General features: G+C 56.1%; 2 other RNA genes. Both read right to left on the bottom strand.

The annotated features are described in order from the left end of the window. Positions 1-91, bottom strand: a non-coding RNA gene (locus tag NA330_RS23185) — RtT sRNA; the annotation flags it as partial. Positions 92-135: 44 nt separating this feature from the next. Continuing rightward, positions 136-267: non-coding RNA, RtT sRNA (locus NA330_RS23180), on the bottom strand. Between the last annotated feature and the right edge of the window lie 120 nt (positions 268-387).

The following is a 387-nucleotide window of genomic DNA, read 5'->3' as shown; positions in this document are numbered from 1 at the left end:
CCTTCGGGTCGTTGCCTGCGGCAACGCTTTCTCGCTGCGCTCGAATCGAACCTTAGTCGAAGCTTCTCATCCTTCCCCGTACGGAGAGATATGAGACAGTGTGCTTAACGGGGATAATATACGCGACGAGAGTAATGGTGGTGGGGGAAGGATTACTCAGCGCTGCGCGCTTCGCCCTTCGGGTCGTTGCCGTTGGCAACGCTTTCTCGCTTTCGCTCGAATCGAACCTTAGTCGAAGCTTCTCATCCTTCCCCGTACGGAGAGATATGAGACACTATGCTTAACGGGGATAAGATACGCGACGGAAGTGATGGTGGTGGGGGAAGGATTACTCAGCGCTGCGCGCTTCGCCCTTCGGGTCGTTGCCGTTGGCAACGCTTTCTCGCT

This window comes from Salmonella sp. NW722 (assembly GCF_051702785.1).
Classification (GTDB): Bacteria; Pseudomonadota; Gammaproteobacteria; order Enterobacterales; family Enterobacteriaceae; genus Salmonella; species Salmonella enterica.
Note: the sequence above shows the minus strand (reverse complement) of the source record. Positions and strands in the feature narration are given on the sequence as shown.